Origin of the sequence: Pseudoalteromonas sp. A3 (assembly GCF_025942345.1) — a bacterium.
Classification (GTDB): Bacteria; Pseudomonadota; Gammaproteobacteria; order Enterobacterales; family Alteromonadaceae; genus Pseudoalteromonas; species Pseudoalteromonas atlantica.
The window spans coordinates 141,404-147,765 of sequence record NZ_JAPCKL010000009.1; the positions used below are offsets into that span (position 1 = coordinate 141,404).

Here is a 6,362-nt window from a genome sequence, read left to right on the forward strand (position 1 = left end):
AGTTTTTTCTCTTTTTTACGCGGAAACATGTCTCTACTTAGGTACGGTATAGCTAAAAAAAGATCCACACCCTAAGTAAAAGAAAAGGTTAAAAAGATAAGCAAATGGAGAGGTAGAGAAAAAATAAACCTCAGATTCAACTCGATAATCTGTTGGTGTAAGCACATAACCGTCGTATATAGATTTTACTGCGATTATTATAAGTAATAACCCTAAAGCAAAAGAAAACAAAGAGAATGCTACTTGGTTCAACAGCATTCTAGTATTACTAATGTTAGCGTGTTTTATTTTTGGCTTCTTTTTTGTTTTTTTATTATTTGATTGATTCATACTTACCAAAAAAAGTAATAAGCATAGCTATAAATATTCCAACAAAGCCAACGGTTGAGAAAACCAAGCTATATTCACTTTTAATGCTGAAAATATTTAGAAGACTAGTTATTAGTAAAAGTGATATTCCAGCAGCTTTTATAATTTCTTGTGTTTTATTCAAACGTATCCATGTTTGACAATATGGGCACTCGACTTCAAAAAATATCCCTTTTTTATTGGTATTCTTATTTCCGTACTTTTGATCTTATGATGGCAACAAGGGCATGTAGGTTTCATTTTAATCCTTTATTTAACCTTTTTAATTTCTCTTAAGACCCTAAAACCAATAGAATTAGCTCTCGAATTTATAGTAAAACCCATTCTAAGTGAGTGATGCACATGAGGCTGTGGCATGGTCCAACTAGCCCCTTTAACCGTTTTATTCTTACAGTTAATTATTTTAATAGGAGCAATAGTCTTTGTTGCATTGTTATGATTATCTACATAACAGTCCTCTACCCACTCATAGACATTAGAAGTGACATCGTATAAGCCAAAAGGGTTTGGCTTTAACGTACCTACATGCCAAGGGTGTCCTAAATCAGCCCCCTTTGGACAATCCCCTAAATCTCTATCGCAGTGATCAATGCCTTGTTCATAATCATTACCCCACCAAAACTTACTCGTTGATCCAGCGCGAGCTGCGTATTCCCACTCAACTTCGCTAGGCAGGCGATAAATATTGCCAGTTTCTTTGCTCAACCACTTTGTGTAAGCAACAGCATCAAACCAAGATATATTTACAACAGGTTGCTTACCACGCCCCCAGCCTTCATCGTTAGGACACGACCTAATTCCGGTTTTACAAAACTGATCATATTGTGCAAAAGTAATCTCGGTTTCACTTAGTGCATAGCTTTCTTTTATTATTGCTTTAAAAATAGGGGCTTCATCTTGAAAAGAGCGAAAATTTTCACCGCCTATGGTGCCTGTACCTGGCGGTATTATTACCATTTTAGGTGATAATTCACCGCTTTTAAGTTTATCTTGTATATAAGTGATTTTATGGTTAGAGATTTTAAAACTAGGCCAGCTAATATTAAAAAAGCCAATACATAACCCAATAAAAACGACAATAACAATGAAATATTTAATTTTTAATCTAGAAAACATGTATCACTCTTAAGTTACGCTAAATGACCAAAATGGTTGATATGAACATTAGATAATTTAGCTATTCGTTTACGATTTAGCATTTGAATAACCCTGTATTAATTTGATGCAATCATTAATTACTATAGCGCTCTCAGCTTTACCTTGAATATTATGGACTGACATATTCATTGAGCTAGAGCCTTGGGCTGCAAAAAACTCTTTATCTAATACGGTCAATATATATTTGAGTGTAGAGAGGTTGAAGGCGCCATATTTAGCTAAATATTTGGTTGTATAAGGATAGTAGCAGTAGTCATATGTAGACGAGGTACTCTCTGATGGTTGAGCAATAATGTTTTCGAACATACTCTTATTATTTAAACATTGCTCAATTAGGTCTAAGGACAAAATTCTTCGTTGTTTTTTGATGAAGACTTTTCTTTCCATTAAAATGAAAACCATGGCTAAAGCTGCATCCTTATCGTAAGGAGAGTTTTTACCTATTATGTCTAAAAATTGAGTAAAAGAATCTGTTAAATACGCTTTTATGTCACTCATTATTTTGATTTCCGTATTCTGATTTTAAAGTGATTTGTGTTAAAACTCTTTGGCTTTATGATAAATAACATTACAGCGTTACAAATATTTTCGAGCTAAGTTCACGGATAAAATGCGGTTAAGAAATTGCTCAATTTAGGTTTAGCAAGCACTCTAATTGTGCATGGTACGCGGAATCAATTTTCTTAAACAGATTATTAAATTGTAACAAGCCAGACTATAAAATTACCTTTCAAAACTAATGTAATATTTTACAACATGTGCCACCTTAAGCCGCCTCAGGTTGTTGTATATTAAATTTTTGATCGCGCTCTTAGTTTCGCTGAAATGTACTATTACTACGTTTTTTAAATGAAAACTAGGCAGAATTCGTTACGTACGTCAGTGTAATAGCTGAAAGTTAGATTCTCCCTCCAGCTATCTAGTGGCTAATTTTATTCATCTATAGAGTTTGCTATTCGCTCAACGGTGACTTTTTCTAACCTGTTCGCGCGGCCTTTCCAGTACTGCATAATCTCTGCTTCTGTAAGGTTGTTTTCAACAGCAAGCTCTAGGCGTAAGGCCCAGGCAATCAGGTGGTTTGGGTTTAGCCAGTGATCATAAAGCCCGTAAGTATGATGGTCGGATAAGGAAATCTTACCTCCTTCATCTTTTGTCATAACAAACCAGTCTCCTATGGGATCTGTTCCCAGGGAGAAGTATTCGGTGTTCGCGTCGAAGTCATCGAGATTTTCCTTAAACTCAAACCCCATACCGTATTGACGCATTGGCCATAAGGATGGTAGCTTGCCTTCGGTGTACATTTTTATATAGCACTTTACCCAATCGTGCCATTCACTAACCACACTTTTATCTAATTGCTCGAAAATACTGTTAGGAACACTTTCTTTGTCATTGAGTTCTGGATTTTTCAATTTTTCCCACTCTTTCAAGAAGGTTTTTGTTAAATAATCTTTATCCACTGGATTTGTTATGATTTCGAGTAATTCAGATTTGTTCATATACGATTTTCCATTCCCGTTGCCTGTGTATACTAAAATAGTATGGTAAAATGTTAGCAAAACCAAGCTTTTAATTAATAAGGTTGCAAACATTATCGAGTCAATTTGAAGCTATTTCCTTATTGATTATTTGTAATATGACCAAAGCTGGCTTTATACAGGTACACCATAAATAGGATGTAGTGTGGTGATAGAAATTGAATACCCAAACTTACCGCTATATGAGAGGATATTTATAACCATCCTGGTCAATCTGCAACTTATATTTATAAAACGAATGAGTAAGGATTTTCAATCAAAGTAGAGCAGCTATGTTGTTGTGCCCTTACTCTAATATCGACCATTTAGCTGATACCTTATTCCAATGTACAGCAGAAAATAAACTAGGTACCCCAACTAAAAAGCCAAAGTTGCTACAGAGTATGGCGATAAATTGAAAGGAATGAACCAAAGGGCTAGTTAGAGATCATGAAGTAGAGATTTTGATAAAATATTCAGATGATAGGGCAGCTTTAGAATCGTTACTTGGTGGCTATAAGTAGGTAATGGAACCCAATTAAGCTTGAGTTTGATAATTAAGGAATAATAAAGTGTTTGAAACAATTGATGATATATACAACCATTTAGGGCTAAGTATGTTTGAACATCTCCCAGAAAAATGGGAAAAAGCATACTTAGAGGTGAATCTACATCAAGTAAACGTGTCAGTCTCAATCGATTCAAAATATATATATAATGGAAAGATATTTGATTTTGATCTTGACGTCATTGATGGCATTTATAAAAACTCAATGTGTAATAAAGCTTTTTATGCTCTTTATACGATTATGCAAAAAGATAAAAATGATGTCCCTTGGAATAAAGCACGTTTCGAAATGACATCAGAAGGCGACTTCTCAATTGACTTTAAATATGATGAAGATTTTGCGTGGTATAAGTCACTCGACATTGATAGTCAAAAATATGATGAACTTGATATAAACGTTATAAATAAAATAAAGTCATGGGATGGTTTGCCAAAGGGTTATCCGAGATATTGGACAAAACGCTGAGAACGATGATTTAGGATTTTATAAATGGATATTTATAGAAACTTTTAACCTAAGTTAAAAATAAATTTTAGCTCTTTTCAATAAGCCCTTTCCTATAGGTACTTTGGTAAAAGATTAAAACAAATTCCACGCTTACCTTAATTTTTGTATCGTTAACGAACGAAGTATTTGGCTTTTGTAATTATAAAATCAAGCAGGGCATTGTATAGCCACTGTAAAAAAGCATTTCTAACTGTATGTGTAGTATATTTTATGTGGACATGACGTTTTAAGGGTAAGTCTTATTAGTGTAGTGGTCAACTAATTTTGGCCACAGTTTTAGAATCTTGATATCTAACCTCAGATTCATTTGGCGCTAAACCGGCATTATAATGATGCGGCCTAACGTTGTTGTAATATCCGTTGATATAATCACTCACGCTATATTTAGCATCTATAAAATTTCCATATCCAACCTTTGGCATCCATTCCGTTTTAAAGCTTCTAAAAAATCGCTCCATTGGTGCATTATCCCAACAGTTTCCACGCCTACTCATACTTTGTTTGATTTTATAGCGCCATAAACGTTGACGATATTTTAAACTTGTATAATGACTACCTTGGTCTGAATGAAACATCAGTCCTGTCGGTTTTCCTCTGCTTTTATACGCGAGTTCAAGTGCTTTTAGCGTTAAATTAGTATCTGGCGACAACGACATGGCCCAGCCAACTACTTTACGTGCAAATAAATCAATAACAACGGCTAAATAAGCCCAGCGATTACCTACCCAAATATACGTCACATCACCGCACCACACTGTATCTGGCTCAACAACATCAAATTGTCTATCAAGCAGGTTTGGAATTTCAAGGTGTTCATTACCGCCGCGTTTATATGAATGTTGAGGTACTTGGCAGCTTTCAAGCTTTAATTTAACCATTAGCTTAGCAGCACGATAACGACTCAATTCAAAATCATTGTTCGTTGCTATTGCCGCGATTGCCCGCGCCCCAGCTGAGCCGCCGCTCATTGCATGTATTGCTCTAACTTCAGCTTCTAGCCTTATTTGCTCTGGTGTAGGCGTTGTATCCCGTATAGCCCAATATTTATAGCTGCTACGATGCACATTGAATACGTTACACAGCACACTAATTGGGTAACGCTCTCGTTGGTTTAGTTTCTCAATTAACGAGAATTGTTCAGGGAGTCGGACATCAAGAGGCGGTAGCCTTTTTTAATATATCCTTTTCTAATTCGATGCGTTGAATTTGCTTTTTAAGTTCGCGGATTTCAATTTGTTCGGGCGTAATTGGCGAAGCAGATGGTGTCTGGCCACTCCGCTCTTGCTTTAATTGAGTAACCCACTTACTGACGGTTGATTTACCCACCCCCATCGCTTTGGCTATAACTTTGGTCAACTACAAGCTGAGCTGTTTCTAATTTTATTGCTGCAGAATACGTTGCGCGTTTTAATTTCGTCATTTTTTCACCCAAATTTGTATGCTTATCAGCATAACATTTCTTTCTTAATGGGTGGCCAAATTAACTATGCCACTACAAGGGACATGGGGTTCAATAATGGCGAACCTGATGAAGACGGCATAAATATTAATGAACTTAACTCAGGTATTGTTTATGAGCGCCGATACGGCATGAGGTGGGTTTTAGGTTATGGTGAGTCGTGGGACGATGTGCCAACAGATACATAATAATTTACGCCTGTACGCTTTAGATTTGACGTGGCTTGCTTCGTTGAGATTTAGCTGGTTGTTAGTAGTTTCGCTCTATTATCCATTTGTATAAAGCTATGACTGGTCTCAATATAAAGGCTCTTAAGTTTAGTGTTATATTGGGACATATGAACATCAAAAATAAGGCTATTGTTTAGTTTGCTATGATTAGAGTTGGCTTGGATTTAAGAGTTTATTTAAATGTAGGAAGTCCACATATCATTTGGGCTAGGGTATAAATCTGAAATTTAAAATAGCCTTAGGTAATTAGAAGCTTCGCTTCTCGCGTAAGCAAGCTTAGTGCTTACAGATAAAATAAAGCCTAGCGTTTACAGGTAAAGCTTAACCGATGTTTTGTAGACGTGCAGCTTGCTGACGTGACGAGCGTAGCTCGTAATTTATAGTTGATATTGTGCGCTATAAGTCATTAGAAGCTTCGCTTCTCGCGCAAGCAAGCTTAGCGCCTTGTATCTCTCGTTGATAAATGATTAGCTCTCATTTATCACATCGAAGTCAGTGAGCTTGCCTTTGCGCCTAGTATTTAATACTGCTCCGTAGATAAAGCCCTGACTTT

7 protein-coding genes and 1 pseudogene are annotated in these 6,362 nt (G+C 36.0%); 2 read left to right on the forward strand and 6 right to left on the reverse strand.

Annotated elements, in window-relative coordinates; all coding sequences use genetic code 11:
- Window positions 1-33: 33 nt before the first annotated feature.
- From OIZ54_RS15390 to OIZ54_RS15410, 5 genes are all read right to left on the reverse strand, one after another.
- Window positions 34-330 carry a hypothetical protein gene (locus tag OIZ54_RS15390; protein WP_096739449.1) on the reverse strand — a complete coding sequence of 99 codons (297 nt, stop codon included), beginning with the start codon at window positions 328-330 and terminating at the stop codon, window positions 34-36.
- A complete protein-coding gene (locus OIZ54_RS15395) occupies window positions 314-493 on the reverse strand; it encodes a hypothetical protein (protein WP_232510969.1) in 180 nt (59 codons plus the stop codon). The genes OIZ54_RS15390 and OIZ54_RS15395 overlap by 17 nt, the downstream gene beginning before the upstream one ends.
- A 125-nt stretch (window positions 494-618) precedes the next feature.
- The gene (locus OIZ54_RS15400; RefSeq protein WP_096739450.1) at window positions 619-1,485 is read right to left on the reverse strand and encodes a formylglycine-generating enzyme family protein; all 867 of its coding nucleotides are present in this window, start codon (window positions 1,483-1,485) and stop codon (window positions 619-621) included.
- A 69-nt stretch (window positions 1,486-1,554) separates the two neighbouring features.
- Window positions 1,555-2,025 (reverse strand): hypothetical protein, encoded by a 471-nt coding sequence (locus OIZ54_RS15405; protein ID WP_096739451.1) that lies wholly within the window; start codon window positions 2,023-2,025, stop codon window positions 1,555-1,557.
- A 434-nt stretch (window positions 2,026-2,459) separates the two neighbouring features.
- Entirely contained in the window at window positions 2,460-3,026 is a 567-nt protein-coding gene (locus tag OIZ54_RS15410; protein ID WP_264390751.1) for a hypothetical protein, read from the reverse strand.
- Between the two features lie 590 nt (window positions 3,027-3,616).
- Between OIZ54_RS15410 and OIZ54_RS15415 the strand changes: the two genes are divergently transcribed.
- Window positions 3,617-4,078 (forward strand): immunity protein YezG family protein, encoded by a 462-nt coding sequence (locus tag OIZ54_RS15415; protein WP_264390752.1) that lies wholly within the window; start codon window positions 3,617-3,619, stop codon window positions 4,076-4,078.
- A 296-nt stretch (window positions 4,079-4,374) separates the two neighbouring features.
- On the opposite strand, the pseudogene OIZ54_RS15420 reads toward OIZ54_RS15415, so the two are convergent.
- Window positions 4,375-5,540, reverse strand: a pseudogene (locus OIZ54_RS15420) (IS3 family transposase).
- An 83-nt stretch (window positions 5,541-5,623) separates the two neighbouring features.
- Between OIZ54_RS15420 and OIZ54_RS15425 the strand changes: the two are divergent.
- Complete coding sequence (locus OIZ54_RS15425; RefSeq protein ID WP_264390753.1) at window positions 5,624-5,767, forward strand: DUF4272 domain-containing protein; 144 nt, start codon at window positions 5,624-5,626, stop codon at window positions 5,765-5,767.
- The last annotated feature ends 595 nt before the right edge of the window (window positions 5,768-6,362 follow it).